This window comes from Exiguobacterium sp. SH0S1 (assembly GCF_004337165.1).
Taxonomy (GTDB): Bacteria; Bacillota; Bacilli; order Exiguobacteriales; family Exiguobacteriaceae; genus Exiguobacterium; species Exiguobacterium aurantiacum_A.
In genome coordinates this window covers 1-25,900 of sequence record NZ_SJVC01000002.1, presented here as the reverse complement: position 1 = coordinate 25,900, position 25,900 = coordinate 1, and the positions used below count along the sequence as shown (strand labels likewise).

The 25,900-nt window shown below is 54.8% G+C and carries 31 protein-coding genes; 26 read left to right on the top strand and 5 right to left on the bottom strand.

What is annotated here, in order from left to right; translation table 11 throughout:
* Positions 1–83: 83 nt before the first annotated feature.
* The gene (locus tag EVJ20_RS06950; protein ID WP_131507493.1) at positions 84–1,028 is read left to right on the top strand and encodes a VOC family protein; all 945 of its coding nucleotides are present in this window, start codon (positions 84–86) and stop codon (positions 1,026–1,028) included.
* A complete protein-coding gene (locus EVJ20_RS06945) occupies positions 1,025–1,624 on the top strand; it encodes an alpha/beta hydrolase (protein WP_070328624.1) in 600 nt (199 codons plus the stop codon). Before EVJ20_RS06950 ends, EVJ20_RS06945 begins: the two co-directional genes overlap by 4 nt.
* A gap of 5 nt (positions 1,625–1,629) precedes the next feature.
* Here the strand turns inward: EVJ20_RS06945 and EVJ20_RS06940 are convergent, their stop codons facing one another.
* A complete protein-coding gene (locus EVJ20_RS06940) occupies positions 1,630–2,118 on the bottom strand; it encodes a hypothetical protein (RefSeq protein WP_131507491.1) in 489 nt (162 codons plus the stop codon).
* Positions 2,119–2,368: 250 nt separating this feature from the next.
* Between EVJ20_RS06940 and EVJ20_RS06935 the strand changes: the two genes are divergently transcribed.
* From EVJ20_RS06935 to EVJ20_RS06910, 6 genes are all read left to right on the top strand, one after another.
* Positions 2,369–2,920, top strand: a complete 552-nt coding sequence (locus EVJ20_RS06935) for a hypothetical protein (protein WP_131507489.1) — start codon at positions 2,369–2,371, stop codon at positions 2,918–2,920.
* A gap of 35 nt (positions 2,921–2,955) precedes the next feature.
* Complete coding sequence (locus EVJ20_RS06930; RefSeq protein ID WP_131507487.1) at positions 2,956–4,011, top strand: acyltransferase family protein; 1,056 nt, start codon at positions 2,956–2,958, stop codon at positions 4,009–4,011.
* Between the two features lie 72 nt (positions 4,012–4,083).
* Positions 4,084–4,419 carry an Asp23/Gls24 family envelope stress response protein gene (locus EVJ20_RS06925; protein ID WP_131438761.1) on the top strand — a complete coding sequence of 112 codons (336 nt, stop codon included), beginning with the start codon at positions 4,084–4,086 and terminating at the stop codon, positions 4,417–4,419.
* A gap of 202 nt (positions 4,420–4,621) precedes the next feature.
* Positions 4,622–5,287: a beta-phosphoglucomutase gene (pgmB, locus tag EVJ20_RS06920; RefSeq protein WP_131507485.1), complete on the top strand. Its 666-nt coding sequence runs from the start codon at positions 4,622–4,624 to the stop codon at positions 5,285–5,287.
* A gap of 218 nt (positions 5,288–5,505) precedes the next feature.
* The gene (locus tag EVJ20_RS06915) at positions 5,506–5,919 is read left to right on the top strand and encodes a Rok-like winged helix domain-containing protein (RefSeq protein WP_071398026.1); all 414 of its coding nucleotides are present in this window, start codon (positions 5,506–5,508) and stop codon (positions 5,917–5,919) included.
* Positions 5,920–6,039: 120 nt separating this feature from the next.
* On the top strand, positions 6,040–7,092 hold the full coding sequence (locus tag EVJ20_RS06910; RefSeq protein ID WP_131507483.1) for a glycosyltransferase family 4 protein: 1,053 nt from the start codon (positions 6,040–6,042) through the stop codon (positions 7,090–7,092).
* 52 nt (positions 7,093–7,144) lie between these two features.
* Here EVJ20_RS06910 and EVJ20_RS06905 read toward each other — a convergent pair whose 3' ends face one another.
* Together EVJ20_RS06905 and EVJ20_RS06900 are read right to left on the bottom strand one after the other, a co-directional pair.
* Positions 7,145–8,146: an LCP family protein gene (locus EVJ20_RS06905; protein ID WP_131507481.1), complete on the bottom strand. Its 1,002-nt coding sequence runs from the start codon at positions 8,144–8,146 to the stop codon at positions 7,145–7,147.
* A 41-nt stretch (positions 8,147–8,187) separates the two neighbouring features.
* Positions 8,188–8,829, bottom strand: a complete 642-nt coding sequence (locus tag EVJ20_RS06900; protein ID WP_131507479.1) for a YigZ family protein — start codon at positions 8,827–8,829, stop codon at positions 8,188–8,190.
* Positions 8,830–9,003: 174 nt separating this feature from the next.
* Between EVJ20_RS06900 and EVJ20_RS06895 the strand changes: the two genes are divergently transcribed.
* From EVJ20_RS06895 to treC, 6 genes are all read left to right on the top strand, one after another.
* Positions 9,004–10,128, top strand: a complete 1,125-nt coding sequence (locus EVJ20_RS06895) for a sensor histidine kinase (protein ID WP_201740014.1) — start codon at positions 9,004–9,006, stop codon at positions 10,126–10,128.
* A gap of 22 nt (positions 10,129–10,150) precedes the next feature.
* Positions 10,151–10,846: a response regulator transcription factor gene (locus EVJ20_RS06890; RefSeq protein ID WP_131507475.1), complete on the top strand. Its 696-nt coding sequence runs from the start codon at positions 10,151–10,153 to the stop codon at positions 10,844–10,846.
* A gap of 95 nt (positions 10,847–10,941) precedes the next feature.
* A complete protein-coding gene (locus EVJ20_RS06885; RefSeq protein WP_131507473.1) occupies positions 10,942–11,790 on the top strand; it encodes a DegV family protein in 849 nt (282 codons plus the stop codon).
* Between the two features lie 15 nt (positions 11,791–11,805).
* Positions 11,806–12,549: a trehalose operon repressor gene (treR, locus tag EVJ20_RS06880; RefSeq protein WP_131507471.1), complete on the top strand. Its 744-nt coding sequence runs from the start codon at positions 11,806–11,808 to the stop codon at positions 12,547–12,549.
* Positions 12,550–12,753: 204 nt separating this feature from the next.
* Complete coding sequence (gene treP / locus EVJ20_RS06875; protein ID WP_131507469.1) at positions 12,754–14,202, top strand: PTS system trehalose-specific EIIBC component; 1,449 nt, start codon at positions 12,754–12,756, stop codon at positions 14,200–14,202.
* 84 nt (positions 14,203–14,286) lie between these two features.
* The gene (gene treC / locus EVJ20_RS06870; RefSeq protein WP_131507467.1) at positions 14,287–15,924 is read left to right on the top strand and encodes an alpha,alpha-phosphotrehalase; all 1,638 of its coding nucleotides are present in this window, start codon (positions 14,287–14,289) and stop codon (positions 15,922–15,924) included.
* Here treC and EVJ20_RS06865 read toward each other — a convergent pair.
* Positions 15,906–16,343: a hypothetical protein gene (locus EVJ20_RS06865; protein ID WP_131507465.1), complete on the bottom strand. Its 438-nt coding sequence runs from the start codon at positions 16,341–16,343 to the stop codon at positions 15,906–15,908. The two genes, treC and EVJ20_RS06865, sit on opposite strands and share 19 nt — an antisense overlap.
* Before the next feature lie 183 nt (positions 16,344–16,526).
* On the opposite strand from EVJ20_RS06865, the gene EVJ20_RS06860 reads away from it, so the two are divergent.
* From EVJ20_RS06860 to EVJ20_RS06810, 11 genes are all read left to right on the top strand, one after another.
* Positions 16,527–17,681, top strand: coding sequence for a DEAD/DEAH box helicase family protein (locus EVJ20_RS06860; RefSeq protein WP_131507463.1), 1,155 nt, complete (start codon positions 16,527–16,529; stop codon positions 17,679–17,681).
* The gene (locus tag EVJ20_RS06855) at positions 17,678–18,346 is read left to right on the top strand and encodes a ComF family protein (RefSeq protein WP_131507461.1); all 669 of its coding nucleotides are present in this window, start codon (positions 17,678–17,680) and stop codon (positions 18,344–18,346) included. Before EVJ20_RS06860 ends, EVJ20_RS06855 begins: the two co-directional genes overlap by 4 nt.
* A 58-nt stretch (positions 18,347–18,404) precedes the next feature.
* Positions 18,405–18,749 (top strand): flagellar protein, encoded by a 345-nt coding sequence (locus EVJ20_RS06850; protein ID WP_131507459.1) that lies wholly within the window; start codon positions 18,405–18,407, stop codon positions 18,747–18,749.
* Positions 18,750–18,774: 25 nt separating this feature from the next.
* Positions 18,775–19,026, top strand: a complete 252-nt coding sequence (locus EVJ20_RS06845; RefSeq protein WP_131456628.1) for a flagellar biosynthesis anti-sigma factor FlgM — start codon at positions 18,775–18,777, stop codon at positions 19,024–19,026.
* 110 nt (positions 19,027–19,136) lie between these two features.
* Complete coding sequence (flgN, locus tag EVJ20_RS06840) at positions 19,137–19,493, top strand: flagellar export chaperone FlgN (RefSeq protein WP_070328643.1); 357 nt, start codon at positions 19,137–19,139, stop codon at positions 19,491–19,493.
* A gap of 12 nt (positions 19,494–19,505) precedes the next feature.
* Positions 19,506–21,026: a flagellar hook-associated protein FlgK gene (gene flgK / locus EVJ20_RS06835; RefSeq protein ID WP_201740013.1), complete on the top strand. Its 1,521-nt coding sequence runs from the start codon at positions 19,506–19,508 to the stop codon at positions 21,024–21,026.
* Positions 21,027–21,032: 6 nt separating this feature from the next.
* Positions 21,033–21,971, top strand: coding sequence for a flagellar hook-associated protein FlgL (flgL, locus tag EVJ20_RS06830; protein WP_131507456.1), 939 nt, complete (start codon positions 21,033–21,035; stop codon positions 21,969–21,971).
* A gap of 6 nt (positions 21,972–21,977) precedes the next feature.
* Entirely contained in the window at positions 21,978–22,553 is a 576-nt protein-coding gene (locus tag EVJ20_RS06825; RefSeq protein WP_131507454.1) for a DUF6470 family protein, read from the top strand.
* A gap of 15 nt (positions 22,554–22,568) precedes the next feature.
* Positions 22,569–23,006 (top strand): flagellar assembly protein FliW, encoded by a 438-nt coding sequence (gene fliW / locus EVJ20_RS06820; RefSeq protein ID WP_131507452.1) that lies wholly within the window; start codon positions 22,569–22,571, stop codon positions 23,004–23,006.
* Positions 23,006–23,233 carry a carbon storage regulator CsrA gene (gene csrA, locus EVJ20_RS06815; protein WP_016509303.1) on the top strand — a complete coding sequence of 76 codons (228 nt, stop codon included), beginning with the start codon at positions 23,006–23,008 and terminating at the stop codon, positions 23,231–23,233. The genes fliW and csrA overlap by 1 nt, the downstream gene beginning before the upstream one ends.
* 99 nt (positions 23,234–23,332) lie before the next feature.
* Entirely contained in the window at positions 23,333–24,391 is a 1,059-nt protein-coding gene (locus EVJ20_RS06810) for a GGDEF domain-containing protein (RefSeq protein ID WP_236636218.1), read from the top strand.
* Positions 24,392–24,421: 30 nt separating this feature from the next.
* Here the strand turns inward: EVJ20_RS06810 and EVJ20_RS06805 are convergent, their stop codons facing one another.
* Positions 24,422–25,336 (bottom strand): YitT family protein, encoded by a 915-nt coding sequence (locus EVJ20_RS06805; RefSeq protein WP_236633345.1) that lies wholly within the window; start codon positions 25,334–25,336, stop codon positions 24,422–24,424.
* A 120-nt stretch (positions 25,337–25,456) separates the two neighbouring features.
* Between EVJ20_RS06805 and EVJ20_RS06800 the strand changes: the two genes are divergently transcribed.
* On the top strand, positions 25,457–25,753 hold the full coding sequence (locus EVJ20_RS06800; protein WP_016509292.1) for a putative quinol monooxygenase: 297 nt from the start codon (positions 25,457–25,459) through the stop codon (positions 25,751–25,753).
* The last annotated feature ends 147 nt before the right edge of the window (positions 25,754–25,900 follow it).

Genomic DNA, 25,900 nt, shown 5'->3' with positions numbered 1-25,900 from the left:
TACGGCATTGTGAGCAAAAAGTTTCACTTTTCATCAGAAATGATTTATCTTGAAATCAAGATAATGAAAAAGGGGGACACGTCATGACGACACACTCAGCAGGTATCCATCACATCTCGGCGATGGTGAAAGACCCACAACGCACATTAGATTTTTACGGTAACGTCCTCGGACTTCGTTTCATCAAGCAGACGGTCAACTTCGATGACCCGGGCACGTACCACTTTTACTTTGGCGATGAAACCGGGACGCCGGGGACGGTCATCACGTTCTTCCCGATCCCGGGTATCGGGAAAGGCAGCGTCGGCAGCGGGCAGGTCGGTGTCACCGCGTATCTCGTCCCAGTTGGCAGCCTCTTGTTTTGGGAGAGTCGCCTGCAAGCCCACGGTGTCGCGACGGTCGCGACCGAACGATTCGGCGAGCCGTCGTTGTTGTTCGAAGACCCGGACGGACTCGTCGTCGAGCTCGTCGCGCGGGCGAGCGCGAAACAGACGGACTGGCTCGTGCCAGGTATCACGAAACAAGAAGCGATCACCGGGTTCGCCGGGGCGACGCTTTTGTCGAAAGACCCGGAGGCGACGGTGCGGCTATTGACCGAACTGTTTGGCTTCACGAAGACGGGGGAAGATTCGGAATGGGTCCGACTTGAGGGCGAGGCCGATTACGGCAACGTCATCGACGTCAAAAAGGCCGTCCTCCCGAACGGCGTGCCCGGTGCGGGGACGGTCCATCATATCGCCTGGCGCATCGCGGACGGCGACGAGTATACGACGTGGCAAGACGCAATCTTTGACCTCGGCCTCCGTCCGACCGAGGTGAGAGAGCGGCACTATTTCCGCTCGGTCTACTTCCATGACGAAGGACGCATCTTGCACGAGCTCGCGACCGACGCACCGGGGTTCCTCGTTGATGAAACGATCGACGAACTCGGCAGCGCGCTGAAGCTGCCGGACTGGCTCGAAGTCGACCGCGACAAGATCACACGAACGCTACCAACCATCACAATCCCGAGAGGAGACAGAATATGATTCATCAATTCATTAAAGGCACGACCGAGACGACGCTCGTCTTGTTGCACGGTACAGGCGGGACGGAGCAGGACTTGATCCCGCTCGCCCGTGAACTCTCAACTGAAGTTAACATTCTGACGCTCCGGGGCGACGTCCTCGAGAACGGCATGTCCCGGTTCTTCCGCCGTCATGCGGAAGGCGTGTTAGACCTTGAAGATTTGAAGAAACAGACGGAGCGCTTCCTCACGTTTCTTGACGAGGCGGCAGCTAAATACGGCGTTGCCCGCGACAAGATGATCCCGCTCGGCTACTCGAACGGTGCCAACTTGATCGGATCGGCCTTATACCGGGACAACGCGTTCAAGGCGTCGCTCTTGTTCCATCCGATGGTACCGGACCGCTCGCTCACGCTCCCTGACTTGACGGGTGCGACCGTGTTCATCTCGGCCGGCGAGCGTGACCCGATTTGTCCGAAACAAGAAACAGAAGAGCTGACGTCGACGCTACGGGAAGCCGGAGCGGACGTCGAGCTCTTCTATCACGGAGGCGGGCACGAGCTGCGAATGGAGGAAGTCGAAGCAGCTCGAGCATGGGTTGTGCCGTTAATCGATTGAAACGGTCAGGCCATTTTCTTCGGTTTGGACGATCTCGAGTAGACGACGAGGACGCCACGATCAATCAAATAGGCAGCGAACATGCGTTTCGCTTCTTCAGCACGAACGGTTCGGTCGATTTGGATGTACAATCGGCCGAGCTTTTTTTGTGAGGTGCGGGTCAACAACCAGATCGAGTCGAGCGTGTATTGCCAGCTCCGGAGTGTGTCCGCCCCGATATACATGTACCGGTTCGACGTGCGCTCGAGCAGGTAGTTGAGCCACCAGACGTCACGGGCGAGCTTCATGACGACACCGACCACGAACGAGATGCCAATCAGGAACAAGACTGAAGCGACCGGATGTAAGGCGCTGAACCGTTCACGGAGCGGTTCGAAAGCGATGATGAATAAACCGATCGAGAGCGCGCCGATACTCCACCAAAATCCAAAGTTAGAGAACGAACGTTTCGGGTCATGGACCACGTGATGACGGTTACGGATGACAGAAGCCATTCTCCACACCTCCTTTATTAGAATATTCTGATTATTTAGTAAAACCACTATACTATACTCTACCCACTCTCGTCCATTTGAATACGCGCAAAACCTGCTCGCGCATGAAGATTTGTCGACGATTCGGCTTGCAAGCGGCAGATACGGGGAATGATGACAATGACGTCATCATTTTTTTGTTGAATCGTAATTTCACCGGGTCAAAAAATCGGCTATGATAGTGAAGCAAAAATTGAAGTGAGGGAATTGAATGAAAAAGATGAAGGTGGGCGAGTTGCGAAACGAGCTCAAACAATTCGACCAAAACGAGTTGATTGAACTCGTCGTTGGCCTGTATAAACAACATGCAGAAGTGAAGACGGCCTTGAACCGTTATTTCACCGAAGGGTTTGAAAAAGAGGAAGCGGTACGATTGACCGAAGCCATCCAGAAAATTGGCACGCCTACTCCGAGAACCATGTTTCAGTTTGACCGATTACGAGAAGGTGCCAAACTTGTCAAAGATGCAAACGCGTTTACAGACCCGATCTTGCGAAATTACGTCCGTGTTTTTTACTTGCATTATTTCGTCGAGTACGTGGAGCGGCAGGCCGATGTCATCTATTCTGTCTCTCCAGGGGAATTGAAAGCGTTCTTTAGCGAGTTCGAGCGTTTGATTAAAACGATTCAGACAGAACCGGAACACGTCGTTTTTGAATTTAGTGAGGAAATCGATTTCTTGATGGTACATGTCCCGACCGAAGACAAAGAAGGTTTGCTTAACTGGTGGGAACAGAAAAAACGGTCACTCGACCATACGTGATCACCTTAGAAAATTGCAAGATGCGAGGAAGAATTATGCGAAATCATTGGTACGACAATATTAAAGGCGTGCTCGTCTTGCTCGTCGTCTTCGGTCATTTGCTGACCGATGTGCGCGGCGCCTATGACGATTTACTGCCGAAGTGGGTTTATTTGTTCTTATATACGTTTCATATGCCGTTATTCATTATGCTGAGCGGTTACTTCTTTCGGGAGAACCGTTATTTGCGTGTCATCCAGCTATTCGTCGTCTACGTGATCTGGCAAGTCATTCTCGGCTCGTGGTTCGCCTTCACGGAAGGGATCCCGCTCTTGTCGCTCGAGAACCCGGGACTGAACGTGCTCAAGCCGTACTGGGCGCTCTGGTATTTGATGGCGATCGTCATCTGGTACGTCATCACGCCGTACGTGACCCAGTTGAAAGGGTATGTGCTCTATGCGCTGTTGTTCGCCCTGTTGTTCGGCTTCCAAGAAGAATCGACCGGATTCTTCGCGCTCCGGAAAGTCATCATGTTCTATCCGTTCTTCTTGATCGGCAACTGGATGAGTGAGCGCAACACGATGAACTTCTTCGAGCTGCCGAAGCGGGCCGAGCAACGGAACCGTTACCGGATCGGTGGAGCGGTCGTCTTCACCGCGCTCACGCTCGGACTGCTCGCCTCGATGAGCTTCCAAAAAGAAGACACGTTCTACCACGTCGGCAACTTGTTCAAATTCCGTTTCGCCTACGAGACGGCGGTGCCGGAGGCGATTTGGAGCGGTCCGTTCGCTTTCTTGATCGTCTATACGGTGTCGACGCTCATGGCCGTCAGCTTCGCGCTCATCGTGCCGGGGCGTGAGTTGCCCGTGTTCACGCGGGCGGGGAAGTATAGTCTATACGTCTACTTGGTCCATGTGTTTTTAATCGTCGCCTGGAAGGCGTTCGTGCCGGTCGGATTCATGCCGACGTCATGGCAACAGTTGCTCGTCTTGTTCGGTGTCGCCTGCCTCATCGTCCTGCTCATCATCAGCCCGCCGGCCGTCCGGATGTTGAGGCCGCTCGTCGAGATCGACGTCCGCCGCGCGCAGGACGTGAAAGACCCAAAATCGTAAACCCTTTTCTAAACCGCGGTTTTCCGCTACACTTTAGATGGGAACCGAAACTAGAGCTAAGGAAGTGACAGCATGCCATATGAAAATGGAATGAACAGTACAGAAGGAGACGTCAACGTCTCACGCCACGTCGTCGAGATGATCGCCGCGGTCGTCGTCAAAGAAACGAAACACGTGTCGTTCACACAAGAAGACACGAAACTCTCAGAGCGTGCACTCATGAAGCACGTCAAAGTCGATGAGTCGTCGGAAGGCGTCATCATCAACTTGTCGCTCTACATCGCTTACGGTCAATCGATCGTCAAGACGGTGACGGCTGTCCAAGAGCGGATCACCCAAGACATGGATACGATGCTCGCGATGACACCGCTAGCGGTGAACGTGAAAGTCGTCGGCATTCAATTGTAAAATGGTAGGAGGAGCGAAGCGCTCTTCCTATTTTTTAATTTTTCTGCGAAAGCGGTTGCATAGATGAGGCGTTATCCGATATAATAGAAATCGAACAAGTGCAACCGTTTGCATCATTGACCAATCGTGCAACGGGTACTTGTCAAGTTCCCTAAATGTAGTCTGAGGACACAAACATTTGAAGGAAAGGCGGAAAGCATGTATGTCGACGATTGAAGCAGTCATTTTTGATTTGGACGGTGTCATCACTGACACCGCGGAGTACCATTACCTCGCTTGGAAACAACTCGGAGAAGAGCTCGACATTCCATTTGACCGCGAGTTCAATGAGACGCTCAAAGGGGTGAGCCGGACTGACTCGCTCGAACGCATCCTTGCGCTCGGCGGAAGACAGGACGATTTCACACCGGAGGAAAAGGCGGAACTCGCCCAGAAGAAGAACGAGCATTACGTTGAACTCATTCAGCACATCTCTTCGGCCGATTTGCTTCCTGGCATCGTTTCATTTCTCGATGAAATTAAAGAGGCCGGTCTCAAAATCGGAATGGCATCTGCTTCAAAGAACGCATTCGCGGTCGTTGACGCACTTGGTGTCCGCCATTACTTCGATCACATTGTCGATGCAGCAACTGTCGCCGACTCAAAACCACATCCCGAAGTGTTTTTGAAGGCTGCCTCTGCCCTTGGCGTGAAACCCGAACATGCCATCGGCGTTGAAGACGCAGCCGCAGGCGTGACTGCAATCAAAGCGGCAAACATGTTTGCTGTCGCCGTCGGAGAAGAGTCGATGCTTGGTCATGCAGACCTCATCGTCGCTTCGACCGATGAACTCTCGCTCCGACGCATCCTCGAACGCGTCGGCGCGTAACAGACTACGTTCATCTTCCGTGAGATGACGACTGCCCCGAACAGTCGTCATCTTTTTTCGTGGTCCAAAAGTCCTAAAAAGACAGAAATGCCCAAAAATAGATGACAAACACATTACATCTCCGTTACACTTTTAGAAGATAACAAGTAATAATTAGAAAATCTTGATTTAAAATAGGAAATCAAGAAGTTCAATTGGATGTAGAAGGGGAATTGTGTATGGAATCTACGAACGTCAACGAACATATCTATCGCGAACTGATGGAAATCGAGGAGTCGTATCGTCAATTACAGCGCCGGGCCGAATATTTAATTTCTGAACTGAGCCGGGACAAACGGGAAGAGGAGCTGTCGACAGACCCGTCGAAACGGCTGCGTCCGCGTCGCGTCAATCAACGTTATCCGCTCGAGGTTTATGTCCATCAGGTCACAGACCTTTTGAAAGAACGGAAGACGATGAGTGTGCGTGACATCCAGATGGAGCTCGAGCTTCGCTACCGTCACCACATCAGCAACATCTACCAATTGATGGTGAAGATCGAGTCGGTCAATCCAGAAATCAAGAAAGTCGGGCGCGGACTGTATACATATGCATCAGCTGAAGAAGTCACGACTGAACCGGCACACGCTTGACTTTTATCCGACGAGACCGCTCGTCGGATTTTTTGTTGTAACATTTCTGATACGATTTTGGTGACGGGAAATATGCTATAATTCGCCAGAGTCTATTTTTTTGAGAGAGGAAAGTTGGCCATGTTATGGATTGCCATGTTGGTCAGTTTTGTGATGGCCATCTTGATCACGCCGCTCGTTCGCAGGTTCGCTTTTCTGATCGGAGCGGTCGATCACCCGAACGCCCGAAAAGTACATTTACGGACGATGCCGCGAATCGGCGGCCTCGCCATCTTCATCGCCTTCCTGATCGGCTACGCCTTGCTGTTGCCGACGAGCCGTTATAACGAGGCCATCTTGATTGGAGCGGTCATCATCATCTTGACCGGCCTGGTCGATGACCGGTTCCAGTTGAACGCCCGCATCAAGTTGATGGGGCAGATGATCGCGACGGTCGTCGTCTTGAACGCCGGGATGCGGATCGAACTCATCAACTTGCCGTTCGACCAACAGCTCTATCTCGGCGCTTGGAGCATCCCGGTGACGGTGCTTTGGCTGATCGGGATCACGAACGCGATCAACTTGATCGACGGCCTCGACGGTCTCGCCGCCGGGGTCTCGAGCATCGCGCTCGGGACGATCGCGCTCCTAGCCATCATTCAAGGGAACGTCTATTTGACGATGATGGCGCTCTTGCTGCTCGCGAGCACGCTCGGGTTCCTCGTCCACAACTTCTACCCGGCGAAGATATTCATGGGGGACACGGGTGCGCTCTTCCTCGGCTACATGCTCGCCGTGTTCTCGCTGATCGGCTTCAAGAACGTGACACTGTTCTCGCTCGTCGTGCCGGTCCTCTTGCTCGGACTGCCGATCTCGGACACGATCTTCGCGATCGTCCGCCGGCTCGTCCAAGGGCGCCCGCCGATGTCGCCTGACAAGTCACACATGCACCACCAATTGATCGATATGGGGTTCACGACGCGCCAAGCGGTGCTCCTCATGTATGGGATGACGTTCTTCTTCGGCATCGCCTCGATTTTATTCGCGAAGACGACGATGGTTGGTGCCGTCATCACGTTCGTCATCGTCTTGATCGTCATCGAACTGATCGTCGAGTCGACGGAGTTGATCCACCCGAACTATAAGCCGATCATCCAGACGTCACGCCGCTTGCTCGGCCGGGCGAAGACGTGACCAAGACACATAGAAACGACCAAGGAAACCATGTCCTTGGTCGTTTTTTAGGTCAGTACGTCGTCGTCTCACTCAGACCGTCGCCTGAGTCAGGTCCAGTGTCTTCGGCCGTGACCGGAAGACCGAGCTCTGTTTTCAACAGTGCCCGCTTATCGTTCAAATCCGCCTGGTCCAACTCATAATAGTAGACGCCACCGATCGTCAAGTCGCCGCCTTCTAGCGTCTCTTGGTTGAACGAACGGAGCGATTTCGTATACGGCTGGAGCTGGGACGCCTCGGAGAGCGACATGTTCGTTCGGATATTATTGCCGACCGCAGTCATGATCCGGTTGAGCTTCGTGAACGAATTGATCGTCGTCGCCTCGTTGATGATGGCCTCGAGCACTTGTTGTTGGCGTTTGGCCCGGCCAATGTCGCCTTCAGGGTCGTCTTTCCGCATGCGAGCATAGGCGAGTGCTTCCTTGCCGTCTAGAATCTGGACGCCCGGTTCGAGCTCGACGTTGCCGGTGGCTCGTCCTGAGATCGGGATCAACACGTCGACTTCGACGCCGCCGACTGCGTCGACGAGGTCTTCGATGCCGTCAAAGTTGATCGTCGCGTAATAATCGATCGGGATGTCAAACAGCGTCTCAACCGTGGCGATTGTTGTGTCGATGCCGCCGTACGCATAAGCATGGTTGATCTTGTCCTTGAACTCGCCGTCCTCCGTGATGATATCGACGTACGCGTCGCGGGGGATACTGACGAGCGTCACTTGGCGAGATTCCTTGTTGAACGTCGCCACCATCAGTGAATCGGTCCGTCCTTCTTCGAGTGAGGCACCGCCATCGACGCCGGCGAGCAGGACGGAGAAGTGATTTTTTGTCAAATCGATCGTGTCGTCGCGGCGTTCCGATTTGTCGCCGCGTGCCAGTTCGCTGTTCGTGGTCTCTGCCGTCTCGTTCGCCTTGAAGACGAAGTAGCCGAAGGCCGAACCGCCGATCAGCAGGACGAGGCCAAGCACGAGCAGACCAATTTTCCACACGGAGCGTTTCTTGCGGGAGTCTTGTTCCATATCGTCTCCTCATTTCAGTCATTTCTTTTAGTATACGGGACCTAGCGCACAAAATCACGTTCGATGATACGGACGTCCTGAGTCTCGAGTCCGCCTTGACCGTTCGTCAAGTCGACGAGCCAGGCGAGCGCTTCCTCGGTCGCTTCGACCGGTACCGAGATGTGGAACGTGACGGTGTCGGCATAGACAATCTCGTCAAGCAAATAAGCGGACTGGCGGAGCTCGTTCTCGACTTTCCCGATCCATCCGTAGTCGACCGTGAGCGTGAGACGTTGCATCGGCAACCGTTCGACGATCCCGACCGCATCGATCCCTTCGCTCACCGTCCCGCCGTAGGCACGGATGAGTCCGCCGCCGCCGAGCTTGATGCCGCCGAAGTAGCGGGTGACGACGACGACCGTGTCTTTCAAATTGCGTTTACGGAGTACTTCGAGCATCGGCAGGCCGGCCGTCCCGCTCGGCTCACCGTCATCGTTCGCTTTTTGGAATTCGTTTCGGGCTCCGATGATGTAGGCTGAACAATTATGATTGGCGCTCCAATGCGCTTTTTTGATCGTTTGGATGAACGTCTGGGCTTCCGCTTCGGTCGTGACGCGTTTAAAGTGAGCGATAAATTTTGATTTTTGTATGACGACCTCGTATTCTCCGTCTTGTTTTATAGTATAATTTTGTTCAGTAGACATTTCTGAAAATTCTCCTTTCTATTTTCATGTATTTTTTTTGAAATCGAGTAGGCGTCTGTAGATTAAGTGGCGAATTGTGAAGATAGCCTCTGATTCTTACTGGAAACGAACGCTTCTGCAGTCGATAATAGAAACAAATGAGGACTTACTACCGAACTATTAGGGGATGGCATCGTGAATCATATTACCGATCGTACAGCATTAGAGCATATCATAACAAATATGATTGATACGGTGACGGAGAGTAAAGAGGAGATCGTCCGTATAACTGAAAATTCAGCTAATGAGTATTCGTCGATCCAAACGGAGCTAAAAGAGTTGACGCAAAAGATCGAGTTTTATATTCAAGAGTCCGAGCGCCTCGATCTATTAGTGAAAGCGGCGAAGAATAAACTTGTTCAAGTGAGTAAGAAGTTCCATATACATAGTGAGCAAGAGATCCGCGAGGCGTACGAACTCGCCAACCAGATGCAGCTCGAGCGGTTCCTCATCCAAAAAGAGGAGATGGCGAGCCAGCAGCGCCGAAACGACCTCGAACGGCGGTTGCTCGTCCTTCAGGATACGATGGAGCGGGCGGACCGGTTAGTGAGCCGGGTCTCGGTCGTCCTCAACTTTTTACGCGACGACCTGCAGCAAGAGTATTCGGACATGATGAAGAAGCAAGAGATGGCGATCAGCGTCTTCGAGGCGGCCGAGCGTGAGCGGCGCCACCTGGCCCGGGAAATGCATGACGGACCCGCGCAATCGCTTGCCCATATTTTGATTCGGGCCGACTTGATCAAGAAGACGTTCGACCGAAGAGGCAAGGACGAGGCGTTCGCCGAACTGCACGAGCTGAAACGGCTGATTCGTGGGGCGCTCGTCGACGTGCGACGCTTGATTTACGACCTGCGGCCGATGTCGCTTGACGACCTTGGCTTCTTGCCGACGCTCGAGCGTTATTTACATCAGACGGAAGAGTACACGGCGATCAAGACGCGGCTCAACTACCGCGGCAACCGGGCACGTCTCTCGGAAAAGCTCGAGATCAACGTCTTCCGGCTCGTCCAAGAGGCGGTCCAAAATGCGATCAAGCATTCGAAGACGACGGAAATCATCGTCAACGTCGAGCAAGCGCTAGACGTGATTCACATTCACGTGCGCGATCACGGGGTCGGTTTCGTGCCGAGTATGATTGGGCAAGAGTCGTTCGGCATCGTTGGGATGCGCGAACGGATCGAGCTTGTGGATGGCAGTATCAATATCGATTCGGAAATCGGCAAAGGGACGGTCGTCCGCATGTCGATCCCGATTTTGTAATACAGATAAAGGGGAGTGTACGATGGAAACGACTAATACAATCCGCATCGCAATCGTCGATGACCATGAGCTGTTTCGAGAGGGCTTGAAGCGGATCTTTGATTTAGAAGACGAGTTCACCGTCATCGCTGAAGGGCGGACGGGTGCTGATGCGATTCGCATCGCCAAAGAGGAGAAACCGGAAATCATGATCCTCGACATCAACATGCCGGACTTGAACGGGATCGAGGCGACGAAACAGTTGACCGCGGCATCGTCGGATACGCGCGTCCTCATCCTGTCGATCCATGACGATGAATCTTACATAACGCATGCGCTCGAGGCCGGGGCATCGGGCTTCTTGTTGAAGGAAGTCGCTTCAAGCGAGCTCATCTCGGCCGTCCGTTCGGTCGCGAAAGACGGGGCGTACTTGCATCCGAGAGTGACGACGAACGTGTTGAAAGATTACCGCCGCCTGCTCCAGTTCAAAGGAGAACAAGCCGAACGGAGCGTCGTGAACCGGACGGACGATCCCGTCTATCGGTTGCTGTCGCGCCGTGAGGTCGAGGTGCTCCACTTGCTCGCCGATGGCCGCTCGAACCGCGACATTAGCGACATGCTGTTCATCAGTGAGAAGACGGTCAAGAACCACGTCTCATCGGTCCTGCGCAAAATGGAAGTGAACGACCGGACGCAAGCCGTCGTCGATGCGATCCGCCGCGGGTGGGTCGAGGTTTGACCTTGACCGATGCAATACATCGCTTTTGTGCTACAATATGGAATGGAATCTTAATTCAATTGGAAAAACGAAACGATGTAAAGTGAGGATATAGTATGGGAAACATAGCGATTTTGACCGACAGTACCGCCTATTTGCCAGCCGATTTTTGTGAGCGCCACGACGTCCACGTCGCACCGCTCAGTGTAATCTTTGGTAGAGAATCGTTCCGTGAGGCCGTCGATATCACGACGGAGGCGTTTTATGAACGGATCGAGGCGGGGAATTTGCCGACGACATCGCAACCGATCATCGGGGAGACGGTCGAGCTGATCGACAGCCTTCCGGCTGAAGTGACTGACGTCATCGCCATCACGCTCTCGAGCGGGATCAGCGGGACGTATCAATCGATGATCGCCTTGAACAACATGGTCGATGTCAACGTGCACGCGTTCGACTCAGAGATCTCGTGCATGCCTCAGGCATTTCTCGTCGAAGAGGCTGTCCATATGCGTGACAATGGTGCCTCGGCCGAGGAGATCATGCAGCATCTCGAGAAGACGCGTGAACGGATCCGCGCCTATTTCGTCGTCGATGACCTCGACCACCTCCAACGGGGCGGAAGGCTCAGCGCGGCGCAAGCGCTCGTCGGCTCGTTCCTGCAGATCAAGCCGGTCCTTCATTTTCAGGATAGACAGATCGTCCCGTTCGAGAAGATCCGGACGTACAAGAAGGCGGTCCGCCGCATCGAAGAGATGATGGACCAATCGATCGTCGGTGACGGCGCGGGCTATTGCATCGGCATTATCCACGCCAACTGCCCGGAACGTCAGGCCGAAGAGATCGCCTCGATGAAACAGAAGTTTCCGCAAGCAAAAGTCACCGGCGGTCATTTCGGACCGGTCATCGGGACACACCTTGGACCTGGCGCGATCGGCATCACGTGGTATCACTGCGAACGATAAACAGAAGACGGCCAAATGGTCGTCTTTTTCGATGAAGAAAGGAGTGGGCTTGTGGCCAAATATCGTCAAATCTACGAACGGCTCGCCGAGCGGATGAAAACGGGTGAGTACGAGGCGGAGTCGAAACTGCCGTCGGAGACAGAACTCATGCATGAATACGAGGCGAGCCGGGGCACGGTCCGTAAGGCGCTCGATCTGCTCCAAGAGCACGGCTACGTCCGCAAACATCACGGCAAAGGGGTGTTCGTGCTGCGCCGCGACCAGATCGAGTTCCAGTTCAACGGCATCGTCAGCTTCTCGGAAATATACGCCAGTATGCTCGGCCGTTCGATCGAGACGAGCGTCGCCTCGTTCGAGGAGATCGAGGCACCGAGTTGGCTCGCCGAGCGGATGGGTCTTGAGCCCGCCACGCTCGTCTACCGGATCGAACGGGTCCGCAACTTCGACGGGGAGAACGTCATTTTAGACGTGAACTATTTCGTCAAAGACCTCGTCCCCGGTCTGACGAAACAGATTGCTGAGCGCTCGATCTATCAATACGTCGAGCGCGAGCTCGGGCAACAGATCAGCTACGCGAAGCGGAAAATCGCGGCCGAGGACGTGACCGAGCTTGACCGGTCGCGGCTCGACTTGGGTCATTATGAATATGTCATCGTCATCACGAACGACACGTTTTTGTACGAGGGGCGACAGTTCGAATATACCGAGTCCCGTCACCGGCTCGACAAGTTTCAGTTCAGCGATGTGGCGCGTCGATAAGGCTCCTTCTTCAAGAAGGGGTCTTTTTTGTCGTTTTGAATCGGGAGGAGAGGGAACAAAATTAGTGAACGCTTGTCACACATTCGTCACGATAAACTTATATAGATAAGTTGTTGACAGAACTCGTCTATATAAGTTAAACTTTGTTTGTAATCATATGTAATCGCTATCAACAAACGCTTTCACACAAAGGAGGCCTATCTTATGAAGGCAGATTATCGTCAAATCGCCGCGGATATCCTAGAAGCCATCGGGGGCAAGGATAACGTCGATAAAGCGGCGCACTGTGTCACGCGACTCCGTCTCTCACTGAAAGACCAGTCGCTCGTCAATGAGGCAAAAGTAAAAGAAGCCGATCTCGTCAAAGGGGCGTTCGAGAACTCGGGCGTGTACCAAGTCGTCATCGGTGCCGGTGACGTCGAGCGCGTCTACGCCGAGTTCATCAAACTCGCCGGGCTCGAGGCGGCAACGGTCGCTGAAGTCAAATCGTCAGGCGGCAAGAAGATGAACCCGCTCCAAAAACTCGTCAAAGTGTTCTCGGACGTGTTCATGCCGATCATCCCGGCCATCATCGTCGCCGGTCTCTTGATGGGGATCAACAACTTGCTCGCGTCGGAAGGACTGTTCGTCGACGACGCGACGCTCATCGAGGCGTATCCGAACTTGCAAGGCTTATGGGACCTCATCAACATGATGGCGAACACGGCGTTCGTCTTCCTGCCAGCCCTCGTCGGTTGGTCGGCAACGAAGCGTTTTGGCGGCAGCGAAGTGCTCGGTATCGTCATGGGTCTACTGCTCGTCCACCCGGACTTGTTGAACGCATGGGGTTACGGGCAAGCGGCGCTTGAAGGCGATATCCCGACGTTCGACATCCTCGGGCTGTTCGAAATCGAGAAAGTCGGCTATCAAGGTCAAATCTTGCCGATTTTGGCCGCGGCCTTCATTTTGAGCCATATTGAAATGTTCTTGAAAAAACATGTTCCGAACGCGATTCAGCTACTCGTCGTGCCGATCACGACAATCGTTGTCACAGGTTTCCTCGCCCTTGCGATCGTCGGACCGGTCACACGTGGAATCGGTAACGTCATCGCGACGAGCCTCGTCAACGTGTTCGAAGCGGTACCGGTCGTCGGTGCGCTCTTGTTCGGTTTGTTCTATGCACCGCTTGTCGTCACGGGGATGCACCACTTGTTCATCGCGATCGACCTGCAACTCATCGCAGAGACGGGCGGCACGTTCATCTGGCCGATGCTCGCTCTGTCGAACATCGCCCAAGGTTCGGCGGCGTTCGCTATGTTCTTCGTCTACAAGCATAACGCCAAACAAAAGAGTATGGCGTCGACGTCAGCGATCTCGGCTTACTTCGGGATCACCGAGCCGGCCATGTTCGGGGTGAACTTGCCGAACAAGTTCCCGTTCTACTCGGCGATGATCGGGTCGGCAATTGCCGCCGTCTTCATCACGCTGAACGACGTCCAGGCCATTGGGATCGGCGTCGGGGGACTCCCTGGCTTCCTGTCGATCTTCACGGACAAGATCTTGCTCTTCATCGTCGGGATGATCATCGCGATCGTCGTCCCGTTCGTGCTCACGTTCGCCTTGTCAAAACGCTACATGAAAAAAGGCGAGCTCAAAGCAGACAAAGTCGCATAATACGGGGATTCATCAAGGGGAGGGACGGAGGTTCTTCCCCTTTTCCTATCGAAATGAAAACTCTTACAAAAGGAGCTGTCGTTCATGACACAAACAAACTGGCGTAAATCCGTCGTCTATCAAATCTATCCAAAAAGCTTTTATAGCCCGGAAGGCAACGCTACCGGCTCGATTAAAGGAGTGACGTCGAAACTCGATTATCTGGCCGATCTCGGCATCGAATATATTTGGATGACACCGGTGTACAAGTCGCCGCAAAACGATAACGGGTACGACGTGAGCGACTATTACGCGATCGATCCTTCGTACGGGACGATGGAAGACCTTGACGAGCTCGTCCGCGAGGCCGAGGCGCGCGGGATCGGACTGATGATGGACATCGTCGTCAACCACTCGTCGACCGAGCATGAGTGGTTCCAAAAATCGCTCGCCGGTGATGAACGGTACCGGGACTATTACATTTGGCGCGACGAACCGACGAACTGGGAGTCGAAGTTCGGCGGCAACGCCTGGAAGTATGACGACAAGAGCGGTCAGTACTTCCTCCACTTGTTCGACGAGACGCAGGCCGACTTGAACTGGGAGAACGAACAGATGCGTGAGGACGTCTATGAGATGATGCGTTTCTGGCGCGAGAAAGGCATCAAAGGGTTCCGCCTCGACGTCATCAACTTGATCTCGAAGCAACAGGACTTTCCGGAGGACGAGTCGGACGGCCGCAAGTTTTATACGGACGGACCGCGCATCCATGAGTTCTTGAAAGAGATGAATCGCGAAGTGTTCGAGGGGCATGACGTCATCACGGTCGGCGAGATGTCGTCGACGACGCTCGACCATTGCGTCCGCTACTCGAGCCCGGACGAGCGTGAGCTCAGCATGACGTTCAGTTTCCACCACTTGAAAGTCGATTACCCGAACGGCGAGAAGTTCGTCGCCGCACCGTTCGATTTCGTGCAGCTGAAAGACATCATGTCGACGTGGCAGGAAGGGATGCACGGCAAGGGCTGGAACGCCATCTTCTGGTGCAACCACGACCAGCCGCGCGTTGTCAGCCGCTTCGGCAACGATACCGACCACCGCGTCGAGAGCGCCAAGATGCTCGCGACCGTGCTCCACGGCCTACAAGGGACGCCGTACATCTATCAAGGCGAAGAGATTGGCATGACGAACCCAGGGTTTGACTCGCTCGACGAGTACCGCGACATCGAGACGCTCAACATCTATAAGCTGAAGCGCGACGAGGGCGTGTCGCACGAGGACATGATGGCCGCCATCAAACAGAAGTCACGCGACAACTCACGGACACCGATGCAGTGGGACGCGACGCCGCACGCCGGCTTCACGAGCGGGACGCCATGGATCAACGTGGCGCCGAACTATACGGAGGTCAACGTCGAGACGGCGCTCGACGACCCGGATTCGGTGTTCTACCACTACAAGAACTTGATCTCGCTCCGCAAAGAGCTCGACGTGTTGACGGATGGAGACTATACGTTGTTGACGAAACAGGACCTAGACGTCTGGGCGTACACGCGGAAGACGGACGACGAGGAAGTACTCGTCGTCGCCAACTTCTATGGGCCCGAGACGACGTATGAGATCCCGGAACGGTTCACATGCGCCGACGTCGTCAGCCATAACTACGACGTGCCGCAGCTCGACGGGACGACGTTGTCGCTCCGGGCGTACGAGGCGGTCATGTTCTATAAACGTAACGCATAAAGCATAATCAGAAAAACTCGCCAGACGACTTCGTCTGACGAGTTTTTCTGATTATATGGTAAGGTATCACGTCGGTCCAATGACAGGGAAACGTCCGACGAGACGCTCGCGGCATCTCCGAAATTGTCGTCCACGACTTCCCCCGCTCGAGTGACGCGCACCCACAATTCAGTGTCGACATGGGACGGGGACGCGTACAACACGTAATACTTCGCATCGTACAGAGATAAGTATGTCACACCAATCACGTTAAGTTCCAGCTCGGGATACGTCATATCGACATAGGTTTCGGCTGCTCGGACGGCTCGTTGTTCGGCCGCGTCGCTACCGTTCAACACATACCAAATCCACCAACCGAGGCAAAACACAGCAATCATTCCTAAACCGGTTAGTACGTTATGGATAGGTCGTTTAAACATGAAATCCTCCTCATTTCCAATTAATGGTCTACTCGTAGTATAGTCGGTAACTTTATTTTTCACCTCCGTCTGTCGCATGATATGACTTGATGTATTAGCATTAACCGTTCCTGTTCCATCAACGAGCATGACCTGTGGACTTAACGGTTATATGCTAGTGTCAGTGAAAAAGGACTGATTTTATTGGGACACCTCGTTGTTAGTCCGACCGGGAGACCGGCCATCCGCTTCGGCGTCTGTCAGCGCTGTCTGAGCACCGATATCCGCGCGTTCACCTGTCATCACGGCGCCTGTCAGTATTGCCGCAACTGCTTGCACCTCGGGCGGGTATGCCGCTGTGACTTTTTAGGAGAGATCGACGTCACGACGCCGGTCGAACCGACTGAGCTCGTCATGCCGTTCGACCTCGCAGATGCGCAACAACGTGTCAGCGAGCAACTGCTCACGTGGTGGGAGAAACGACAGACCGGTCTCGTCCACGCCGTCTGCGGTGCCGGCAAGACCGAGATGGCGTTCCCGGTCATCGCTCGCATTGTCAATGAAGGGAAGCGCGTATTGATCGTCTCCCCGCGGCGTGACGTCGCCATCGAGTGGGCCGACCGGCTCGAGGCAAGCTTCACCGTCCCGGTCACAAGGCGTTACGGAGGCGGGGATAAGGAATCGATCGGGATGATCACCGTCGCGACGGCCCCGCTTCTTGTGAATTTGCGCGACGTGTTCGATTATGTCCTCGTCGATGAGTCGGACGCGTTCCCGTTCGCCTTCGACTTGTCGCTCTGGTGGACGCTTTGGCGCGCGGGGAAAGGTGTCTTCTTGTTCGTGACGGCGACACCGACGCTCTGGCAACTTCAGTTCCCAACCATCCACTTGTCGCGCCGCTACCACGGCCACGACTTGCCGGTGCCGCGGCTCGTCAAACAGAGCGATGATGCGATTCTCGACTTTTGCCGGAGCCATGTGGCACCGCGCCTATTGTTCGTCCCGACGAAACCGGACCTTGCCCGTTATGGAAAGCTACTTGAGATGGCCGGGCTCGACTACCGGGCCGTCTCGGCCGACACGGACGAACGGACGGATGTACTCGAGTGGCTCGAGACGACGAACGGCATCGTGCTCGCGACATCGATCTGGGAGCGCGGCATGACCGTCCGCGGCGTCCATGTCGCCATTCTCGATAGTGACCATCGGCTGTTCTCGACGCGCGCCCTCATCCAGATGGCGGGCCGGGCCGGGCGTAAGCCCGACGCGCCGACCGGGGACGTCGTCTTGTTTTATTCCGAGCGGACGTTCCGGCAAGACCGGACCATCCACGCGATCGAGGAGGTGAACCGGCGATGAACTGCCTCGTCTGCCGCCAACCGATGACGGTGCCGTGGAGTCCGTCGACTTTATTGAAACGCGACTGGGTCTGTCCCGACTGTGAAACGATGTTGACCCCGCTCGAGGTGGGCTGTCCGCGCTGTGGTCACCCGAGCACGGACGGGCAGACGTGCCCGGACTGCGTCCGTTGGCTCGCGCTCGGTCTCGATTTGACGGTCCGTTGCCTCTACGCTTACGACGAGACCGGTGCGACTTGGCTCCATCGCTTTAAGTTCGGTGGGGACGTCGCCCTCGTCGGTCATATTCGGGACACGTTGCGAAACGTGCGTGAGCCGGGCGTGATTTATGTGCCGATCCCGCTCGGGGAGGAGCGGCTTTTGACGCGTCGCTTCAACCAGGCAGACGTGCTCGCCCGATTGATCGGACCGACAAAACAACTCCTTCAAAAAGAAGAGGTTTCAAGTCAGCGTGAATTTGGGAAAGGAGAAAGGCGGCACCGTCCAAACCCGTTTGCTGTACATGCTGCGACTACATATGGGAAAATCGTGCTCGTCGACGACGTCTACACGACCGGCACGACGCTCCACCAAGCAGCGTACACATTGAAGAAAGCCGGCTATGCAGAAGTTTCTGCGGTTTGCCTGTTCCGGGCGCTAAACAAATCAAAAATGCGTCCGATATAAAAGGCAGAGGTGAATGACATTGGAAGCAGCAACTTGTCAAATGTGTGGGCGTTTGTTCATGAAACAAAGCCGCTCGCCGTACTGCCCGTCATGCAGTGAAGTCGATTTCCAAAACTTCTTGAAAGTCCGGGACTTCATTCGGGAACCAGCCAACAAACAGGTAACAATCGGAGCCTTAGTCGAAGCGACAGGTGTCTCCGAACTTGATATCACGCGATTTATCCATGAAGGACGCTTGATCATCAAGGATAACCCGGCAATGAGCATCACTTGTGTGCGTTGCGGCAAGGCGACGAACGAAGGAAAAGTTTGTTCGGCTTGTCAGGCAGATATGCAGCAAGAACTACAAAGTTTACAAGCAAGTGTAAACAAGACGAGCGCTCGCGCTTATCGTTTGGACTAACACAACATGAAGAGGGGGGACACGCATGCGCATCGATTCTGCAAAGTGGGTACATTTACCGAACACTTACGAGAAGAAAACGCAAGCCGAGACGAAGCCCGAGCTAACACGCCAAACGGACCGAATATCGATATCGGCGGAAGCCCGCGCCCGGTTTGAAGAACCGGTGAAAAATCCGGACCGTCTTGAGAAGATCAGCGCCTTGAAGGCGGAGATCAACGCAGGGACGTATACACGGGACGCGCGCGACATCGCCAAACGCTTTCTACAAGGATGAATGGAAGCGAGGTCCGCTTGAGGCCTTCGCACTTATAACACGGCACGGAAGCTGACTAGACAAGGGGACCCCTTTTTAGTCGGCTCTTTTTTTGGAAAAAGGAGACCATTATGCTCACATTACATACACGTTTACTCGAACTCGCTTACGCAAAAGAACAACTACTCATCAAAGGCGATATGCCCGCTTTCAGCGCGCTCGTCAAAGAAGAAGCGACGATTGTCCGACAAATCGGACAAAAAGAGACGGAACGACTTCAAGGTTTGCTCGTTTTGGACGATGAAGAGAAGGAAGCGCTACGACCGGTGCTGTTCGAACTGAAGCGACAGAATGAACTGAACGCGACGTTGCTCGAACAGTCGCTCCGGTATATCAATTGGCATTTGGATATGCTCATGCCAGAAGCAGACGATTTCACATACGGGCAACAGGCGTTCGAGACACGCTCGTTCAGCCGTGACGTATAAGGAGGAACATTCATGGGTTCAACATTTATGGGATTAGAGACGGCGCGCCGCAGTTTGACGACGCACCAGTGGGCGCTGCAGGCGACGGGGAACAACGTCGCCAACGCCTCGAACCCGGGCTACTCGCGTCAACGACTGACGCTCGGTATGACCGAACAACTGAGTGTCAACTTCGGTGGCACGAAGGCCGGTCAATTTGGTACGGGTGTACGTGGGGAGACGCTCGCCCGCATCCGTGATTTGATGGTCGACCAACAGTACCGTGACGAGACAGTCAAAAACTCGTTTTATGCGACCAAAGAAGCGGCGTTCGGCCGGATGGAGGACATCATCAACGAGCCTTCTGAGAACGGGCTCGCCGAGTCGCTTGACATGTTCTGGGGCGCACTTCAAGACTTGTCGGTCAACCCGGATGACACCGGCGCCCGCAGCGTCGTCCGTCAACGGGCGATGACGCTCACTGAGACGTTCAACTATATGTCGTCCTCACTAACGAAAGTCCAAGCCGATTTGAAGTCGGAAGCCGACGTCGTCATCAAGAAAGTGAACGACCTGTTGACGAAGATCAGCGACGTCAACCGCCAAATCGGGGACGCAGAACCGCTCGGCGCCCTACCGAACGAACTGTATGACGCACGTGACCGCTACATGGACGAGCTCGCGCAATACGTTGAGTTCGAACGCAAACCGGTCGACTATTTGAACGGTGAGACTCGGGGGAACTCGCAGCGGATGGCAGAAGGACGGATTGATATCGTCATTAATGTAGGAACGGAAGCGGCACCGAACAAAGTCTCGTTCGTCAACGGATTAACGGGTGGTGTCGGCTCGTTCGGTCAATCCAGTTATAAAGCGGCAGGAGCAGCCGCAGCTGACCCGATGCTTCCAATGCCGTTCAACCAGATGCCGAACGGAAAACTGAAGGCGCTCGTCGAGATGTACGGCGATGCGACGCCCGAGGGCGGTAGCGTTTCTGGTAAGTTCGCGAAGATGCTCACCGATTTGGACGAGATGGCGAACAAGTTCGCATCGGCGTTCAACACGGCCCACAGCACGAATCGAGACGCGTCCGGCGACCCCGGGACGGCGAACTTCTTCGAACAGACGGCTAGCGCCTCCACGATCAAAGTGAGCGCCGCCATCATGAACAACCTTGACTTGATCGCCGCCTCAAAAGACGGCAACATCGGTGACGGCAGCGGGGCGTTAGCGCTTGCCGATTTGAAAAACCAAGCGTTGGCGTTTACGGGCGGCTCGGTCACGACCAATTCGTCGATCGGCAAGTATTATCAGAACGTCATCGGCAACATGGCGGTCGAAGCCAGTCAGAGCGGAAGCCTCGCCAAGAGCACGTTCGCGCTCATGGCGAGCTCGGACCAGCGCCGTCAATCGGTCAGTGCGGTCTCGCTCGATGAAGAGATGACGATGATGATCCAGTACCAGCACGCCTATAACGCGGCGGCACGGAACATCACGGCGGTCGACGAGATGCTCGACAAAATCATTAACGGCATGGGTGTCGTAGGGAGGTAATGAGTAATGCGTGTCACACAGACGATGCTCACACAGACGAACTTGAAACATTTATCGAGCAGTTATAACACGCTTGCCCGCGTCCAGGAACAACTGATCAGCGGGAAACGGATCCAAAAGGCGTCCGAGGACCCGGTCGTCGCGATGCAAGGCATCCGTTACCGGACCGAGGTGCGCGAGGTCGACCAGTTCCGTCGCAACGTCAGCGAAGCGACGAGCTGGATGGACTTGACCGACTCGACGTTGAACGAAGTGACGGAAGCCGTCAAACGGATCCGTGAATTGACGACGCAAGCGGCGAACGACACGTACGAGTCGTCGCAACGCGAGATCATCAAGAGCGAGATCGATCAACTCGTCGAACATATCGGTTCGCTCGCGAACTCGAAAGCCGGCGAGAAGTATATTTATAACGGGACGAAGACGGATCAGCCACTCATTAATATCGCCAATCTAAAAGCATATTTGGCGAGTACGGACCCGGCTGCGCCTGTGGCCGATATTTATGAGAGCGGGGCTGTTCCGGCTGGTAGCGGTGAAATCAAATTTGAAGTGTCAAAAGGAATCACGGTTCAAGTGAACATGCAGCCGGAGACCGTCTTCGGTGAAGAGTTGTTCAAAGGATTGCGTGACTTGAGTTTGGCGCTTCAAGACTCGACGAAGAGCGGACAAGACTTCTCGACAATGCTCGGGACGCTCGACACGCTCGGGCAAAGCTTGATCACGGAGCGGGCCGAACTCGGGGCTCGCGCGAACCGGCTTGAACTCGTCGACAACCGTCTGCAAGACCACGAGATTATCGCCAAGACGATCATGTCGAACAATGAAGACATCGACATCGAGAAAGTCATCATGGAGCTAAAGTCACATGAGACGGTACACCGGGCCGCATTGTCGGCCGGGGCCCGCATCATCCAGCCGACGCTCCTCGACTTCCTTAGGTAAGCGCGGATGAACCTGGCGAGACTTGAGATGCGGCAGACACAGGCCGCGATCCAGATGACGTCGAACCGCCCCGTGCTCGAGATGAGACAAGGGCGGGCCGACTTGTCGATGACGCAAGGCAAGGTCGAGATGATGCAACAGACGAGACAAGGCACGCTCGAAGTCGACTCTTCGGTCGCACGCAGTGAGAGTAACTTGAAAGGCGCGCTCGAACTCGGCCGCTATTTCGGCCAGCTCGGTGAACAAGGCGTGCGCGAGGCGACGAGTCAGGCGGCACAAGAAGGCGATCAACTGATGAGGATTGAGAACGGTAACCCGATCCCGAGCATCGCCGCGAGTAAAGTGAACGACCCGTACCCGATCGTCGACATGGGCTATATGCCGAAGTCGATCGACCGCGTCAAGTTGACGTATACGCCGGCGGATGTCAAAATCGAATGGAACCTGACGCCGGCACAAATAGATGTATCGCTTACCCCGGCCGAGATTTCGTTCACACCATGGACGACGGACATCTCGCTTCGCCAAGAGGCGTCGCTCGAGATGTGGCCGGTCGGTGGCATGTATGATGAGACGCGTTGAAAGTGAGGACAATCCATGTTCATTGAGACAGATTATTTTGGCAAGATTGAAGTGAATGAAGAAGAGACGATTTCGTTCGTCAGCGAGGTGCCCGGTTTTCCGGACTCGAAGACGTTCGTCCTCATCCCGTACGGGGACGACCTCCCGTTCTGGTCGTTGCAGTCGATCGAAGATGCGGCTTGCGCGTTCGTCGTGACGAACCCGTTTTGGCATAAGGCGGATTATGCGTTCGAACTGACGGACGGCACGAAGGAGCAGCTCGCGATCGGGGAGGCCGAGCACGTCTCGGTATATGCGATCGTCACACTTCGCGAACCGTTCGACGCCTCGACGCTCAACTTGAAGGCACCGATCGTCATCGAGACGAAAGAGCGCCGTGGCAAGCAAGTCATCCTTGACGACGCCTACTCGGCCCGCTACCCGCTCGGTGGCCAGAAAGCGGAGGTGCGCTGATGCTCGTATTGAAACGAAAACAAGGTGAGGCGATCCATATCGGCGACGATGTGACGCTCACCGTGCTCGCCATCGAAGGCGACCAAGTCAAGCTCGGCATCGACGCCCCGCGTCACATCGACATCCATCGCCACGAGGTGTATGTCCAGATGCAAACCGAGAATGAATCGGCCCGCGATAGTGCCAATTTGATGAAACAAATGCTTAAAAACAAGTCGGAAGCATGAGCTTTCGACTTTTTGGCTGGCAGAATTTTTGGATAGGCTGACACGTGTCGCACGGGTACGATAGGATAGACAGGAAGAATGGGGAAAGGATTGGGTCGATTGGGTCAGGTTGTAAATATTTTTTTCATCAATATCAGCATCATCTATTTGCTCATTTCGTTGACGTTTTATGTGATGCGTGACGTTTTGCCGATTCAAGTGTCATCACCCATCTCGATCCGCATCGGGTTCGGGCTGTCGAACGGACTGATCGCTGTGTTGCTGACAATCAACTCAATCATAGTCGACGGGGCCAAAATCGACCTGCGGATCATCCCGTTCGCACTCGCGGCGGCATTCGCCGGTCCGGTCGGGGTGACCGTCGCCATCATCACATCTGTCGCGGTCAGGTTGATGACAGAGGGATTCAGTGCGGTCATCATGAACGCCTTCGTCATGATCGGCATTTTTTGGGTGATTGCCGTCGGGCTCGGTCGCCAATCGGTGCGTCGAGGTCATTCGTTCGCGGTGTACATCGCGATCGGCATGGCGCTCGTCCTCGTCCGCGTCGTCGGCAACGTCTCGCTCGATACGTTTATTGACGTGTTCATCCCGTATTTCCTGATGACATCGCTCGGGGCTTGGATATGCTACTGGGGTGCCAAGAAGTTGGAGACCCACCTTTGGATGTTCCGTCTGCATACCCATCGGGCGACGGTCGACGAGTTGACGGGACTCCCGAACCGCTACATGACGCTCGAACGGTTGAGCGAGGTGGAACTGTCGGGTCGGCCGTGGGCACTCTTCGTCATCGATGTCGACCATTTCAAGCAGTTGAACGATACATATGGCCATCGTGCCGGCGACGAGGCGTTGCGTCAAATCGGTGAGACGTTACGCCTGAACTGCCCGGACGGGGGATTTGTCGGGCGGTACGGCGGCGAAGAATTTTTGATGGTCGTCGAAGGTGCAGGGGAGGCCGTCGTGGCGCTTGCCGACGCGGTCGTCGATGTCGTCCGTGAGACACCGTTCACGTTTGAGGGGGAAACAATTCCGATGACGATCTCGATCGGGGCGTCGGTCACCGACGCCGAACCGAGCATGCTTGTGTTCGAGCGGGCCGATGCGGCGCTTTATGCGGCGAAGATGAGCGGACGCAATCAAGCACGTTTAGGATAACGCAAAAGGTCGGCCCCGGGGCCGACCTTTTTAGTGAATATTTTTCTTTTTGAACTGTCCGCCCCGGACGTCGTGGATGTTACCGATGGCGAGGAACGCCTTCTCGTCATAGTCGTCGAGGATGTCTTTCAATTTCGTCTCCTCTAGCCGGCTGATGACGGTGAAGACGACTTTTTTGCCGTCACCCGTATACGCCCCTTCGCCGTGAAGGTACGTCACACCGCGGCCGAGTCGGTCCATGATGGCTTGACCGACGTCGTCCGGCGACGTCGTGATGATCCACGCCGCTTTCGACTGGTCGATCCCTTCTAACACGATATCGATCGTCTTGAAGGCGACGAAATAGGTGATAAGCGAGTACATGGCCCGGTCCCAGCTGAAGACGAAGCCGGCCGTGCCGAGGATGAAGATGTTGAAGAACATGACGATCTCGCCGACCGAGAACGGGAGTCGGTCCGTGAACGACACGGCCAAAATCTCGGTCCCGTCGAGTGAACCGCCGGCCCGGATGACGAGCCCAATCCCGGCACCGAGCAAGAAGCCGCCGAACACGGTCGAGAGGAGCAGATCGTCCGTGAACGGTTCGATCGAGTGCAACAAGATCGTGAAGCCCGACATGAGTAAGATGGCGACGAGCGTGACGACGGCGAACGTCTTCCCGATCTGACGGTAGCCGAAGTAAATGAACGGCAAATTGAACAGGACGAGCCAGATGGCGATTTTTGTTTCCGTCAGATAAGAGACGATGATCGAGACGCCGACGATGCCGCCGTCGATGATCTGGTTTGGGACGAGGAACGCCTCGAGCCCGATGGCGAAAATGAAGGCGCCGATCAAGAGGAGCAGCGCTTTCGCGAAGAGCTCGGTCGGTTTGATTGGATTATGTTCCCGCTTTAAGCGGAGCACTTCCTCCGGGGTCGGGGAAGGCATCGGTGGACGCTGCATCGCGTATCGCCCCTTTCCTTTTTGTTTTAGTATAGCAAACCTCACAACGGATTTTACGGTCGAGGCAGGAAATCTGACACAAATTATGGAACAAGTCGAGATTCAGGAAGGAGAGATTGTATGCGTCCATATGGATTGTTCGGCAAGTTGACCGCCGTCCCGGGGGAGCGTGACACGTTGCTCGCGATCTTGCTCGAGGCGGCCGAGGCGATGAAACAGGAGTCGACGTGCGCGATGTACCGGGTGAACGTCTCACTCGATGACGACTCGATTCTCGTCTACGAGGTGTGGGAAAGTGTAGACGCCCATCAGCAGTCGCTCTCACTCGAGACGACGAAGACGTTGATCGAGCGGGCGCGACCGGTCTTGGCCAAAGTCGAGCGCTTGGCCGTGTTCGAGCCTAGAGGCGGGCATTGAAAAACATCCACGTCCGCGGAGAGGGCACTGAAAAACTTCAAATAATTTTGAGCAGAGGAGCGTCATCCCGGATGGGATGGCGCTCCTCTGCTTTCATTTCCCTTCAAGCCGCCCTGTCCGGCACGCCGCTTTCCTGGGGGCGGTCAG

Coding starts and splice junctions, on each gene's coding strand:
- pgmB (WP_131507485.1), top strand. CDS start 4,622: ATGTCGACGATTGAAGCAGTCATTTTTGATTTGGACGGTGTCATCACT.
- treR (WP_131507471.1), top strand. CDS start 11,806: ATGGTCGTCTTTTTCGATGAAGAAAGGAGTGGGCTTGTGGCCAAATAT.
- EVJ20_RS06845 (WP_131456628.1), top strand. CDS start 18,775: ATGCGCATCGATTCTGCAAAGTGGGTACATTTACCGAACACTTACGAG.
- EVJ20_RS06940 (WP_131507491.1), bottom strand. CDS start 2,118: ATGGCTTCTGTCATCCGTAACCGTCATCACGTGGTCCATGACCCGAAA.
- EVJ20_RS06855 (WP_131507461.1), top strand. CDS start 17,678: ATGAACTGCCTCGTCTGCCGCCAACCGATGACGGTGCCGTGGAGTCCG.
- flgL (WP_131507456.1), top strand. CDS start 21,033: ATGCGTGTCACACAGACGATGCTCACACAGACGAACTTGAAACATTTA.
- EVJ20_RS06950 (WP_131507493.1), top strand. CDS start 84: ATGACGACACACTCAGCAGGTATCCATCACATCTCGGCGATGGTGAAA.
- treC (WP_131507467.1), top strand. CDS start 14,287: ATGACACAAACAAACTGGCGTAAATCCGTCGTCTATCAAATCTATCCA.
- EVJ20_RS06900 (WP_131507479.1), bottom strand. CDS start 8,829: ATGTCTACTGAACAAAATTATACTATAAAACAAGACGGAGAATACGAG.
- EVJ20_RS06910 (WP_131507483.1), top strand. CDS start 6,040: ATGTTATGGATTGCCATGTTGGTCAGTTTTGTGATGGCCATCTTGATC.
- EVJ20_RS06905 (WP_131507481.1), bottom strand. CDS start 8,146: ATGGAACAAGACTCCCGCAAGAAACGCTCCGTGTGGAAAATTGGTCTG.
- EVJ20_RS06800 (WP_016509292.1), top strand. CDS start 25,457: ATGCGTCCATATGGATTGTTCGGCAAGTTGACCGCCGTCCCGGGGGAG.
- EVJ20_RS06945 (WP_070328624.1), top strand. CDS start 1,025: ATGATTCATCAATTCATTAAAGGCACGACCGAGACGACGCTCGTCTTG.
- EVJ20_RS06935 (WP_131507489.1), top strand. CDS start 2,369: ATGAAAAAGATGAAGGTGGGCGAGTTGCGAAACGAGCTCAAACAATTC.
- EVJ20_RS06865 (WP_131507465.1), bottom strand. CDS start 16,343: ATGTTTAAACGACCTATCCATAACGTACTAACCGGTTTAGGAATGATT.
- EVJ20_RS06850 (WP_131507459.1), top strand. CDS start 18,405: ATGAAACAAAGCCGCTCGCCGTACTGCCCGTCATGCAGTGAAGTCGAT.
- flgN (WP_070328643.1), top strand. CDS start 19,137: ATGCTCACATTACATACACGTTTACTCGAACTCGCTTACGCAAAAGAA.
- treP (WP_131507469.1), top strand. CDS start 12,754: ATGAAGGCAGATTATCGTCAAATCGCCGCGGATATCCTAGAAGCCATC.
- EVJ20_RS06915 (WP_071398026.1), top strand. CDS start 5,506: ATGGAATCTACGAACGTCAACGAACATATCTATCGCGAACTGATGGAA.
- EVJ20_RS06890 (WP_131507475.1), top strand. CDS start 10,151: ATGGAAACGACTAATACAATCCGCATCGCAATCGTCGATGACCATGAG.
- EVJ20_RS06825 (WP_131507454.1), top strand. CDS start 21,978: ATGAACCTGGCGAGACTTGAGATGCGGCAGACACAGGCCGCGATCCAG.
- EVJ20_RS06930 (WP_131507487.1), top strand. CDS start 2,956: ATGCGAAATCATTGGTACGACAATATTAAAGGCGTGCTCGTCTTGCTC.
- EVJ20_RS06925 (WP_131438761.1), top strand. CDS start 4,084: ATGCCATATGAAAATGGAATGAACAGTACAGAAGGAGACGTCAACGTC.
- flgK (WP_201740013.1), top strand. CDS start 19,506: ATGGGTTCAACATTTATGGGATTAGAGACGGCGCGCCGCAGTTTGACG.
- fliW (WP_131507452.1), top strand. CDS start 22,569: ATGTTCATTGAGACAGATTATTTTGGCAAGATTGAAGTGAATGAAGAA.
- EVJ20_RS06885 (WP_131507473.1), top strand. CDS start 10,942: ATGGGAAACATAGCGATTTTGACCGACAGTACCGCCTATTTGCCAGCC.
- EVJ20_RS06805 (WP_236633345.1), bottom strand. CDS start 25,336: ATGCAGCGTCCACCGATGCCTTCCCCGACCCCGGAGGAAGTGCTCCGC.
- csrA (WP_016509303.1), top strand. CDS start 23,006: ATGCTCGTATTGAAACGAAAACAAGGTGAGGCGATCCATATCGGCGAC.